Origin of the sequence: Nonomuraea candida (genome assembly GCF_000725485.1) — a bacterium.
Classification (GTDB): domain Bacteria; phylum Actinomycetota; class Actinomycetes; order Streptosporangiales; family Streptosporangiaceae; genus Nonomuraea; species Nonomuraea candida.
This window is the reverse complement of sequence record NZ_JOAG01000136.1, coordinates 1-1,059: the sequence shown is the minus strand read 5'-3', so window position 1 is coordinate 1,059 and position 1,059 is coordinate 1. Positions and strand designations below refer to the sequence as shown.

The following is a 1,059-nucleotide window of genomic DNA, read 5'->3' as shown; positions in this document are numbered from 1 at the left end:
GGCTCAGTGGGTGCTGCTGAGGCCCTGGGCGAAGCCGCCGTCGACCGGGAACTCGACGTTGGTGGTGAAGGTCGCGTCGGCGGCCAGGAAGAGCGCGGCGGCGGCGACCTCCTCGACGGTGCCGTTGCGCTTGAGCGGCGTGCTCTGGCTGCCCTGCAGCTCGAACTCGCGGCGTTCCTCCTCGGTCAGCCCGGCGACGCCCATGGTGGGGGTCTTGATGTAGCCGGGGGCGACGGAGTTGACGCGGATCTTGCGGGGCAGCAGCTCGGCCGCCAGGACGTGGGAGATCGCGCGTACCGCTTCCTTGGAGCCGGAGTAGGCGCTCAGGCCGGGGAAGATCAGGTCGTTGGCGACGGTGGTGAAGACGATCGCGCCGCCGTCGCTGATCAGCGGCGACAGGCTCTGCACGGTGAAGAAGGCGCCCTTGGCGTTGACGGCGAAGTGCCGGTCCCAGGAGTCCTCGGTGACCTCCTGCAGCGTCTGCACCTCGGCGATGCCGTGGTTGACGAAGAGGTAGTCGATGCGGCCGAGCTTGTCCCGTACCGTGTCGCCGAGCGCGCGGATGTCGATCATGCTGGCCGCGTCGGAGCGTACGACGTGCGCGGCGGCCGGCCCCAGCTCGGTGCGCGCCTGCTCGATCTTCCTCTCGTCGCGGCCCGTCAGGACGACCTCGGCGCCGCCGTCCAGCAGCGCCTTGACGATGGCCAGGCCCATGCCGTGGGTGCCGCCCGTGACGACGGCCTTCTTGCCTGCGAACCTGCTCATGGTGACTCCCTGGTCGAACGTTGCGATGGCGCCGGTGGCGACCGGCACACCCCACAGCGTGCGGGTCCGGCCTCGCGGTTTTCTCTCGGTCCGCTTGCGGCGGGCTGACGCACCGGGCAGGGACGGCATGGCCGTACGGTGAGTCCATGCGTTTCGGGGTGCTGGGCCCGCTCGCCGTCTGGTCGGCGGACGGCGAGCTCGTGGTGGTGCCGGAGTCGAAGGTGCGCTCACTGCTCGCGGCCCTGCTGACGTCCTGGGGACAGACGGTCTCCGCCGACCGGCTCGTGGACGAGC

General features: G+C 70.6%; 1 protein-coding gene. It reads right to left on the bottom strand.

The genetic code is table 11. The features are described 5' to 3' along the window. Window positions 1–3 precede the first annotated feature (3 nt). Window positions 4–765 (bottom strand): SDR family oxidoreductase, encoded by a 762-nt coding sequence (locus IO39_RS43390; RefSeq protein WP_043637651.1) that lies wholly within the window; start codon window positions 763–765, stop codon window positions 4–6. Window positions 766–1,059: the final 294 nt, after the last annotated feature.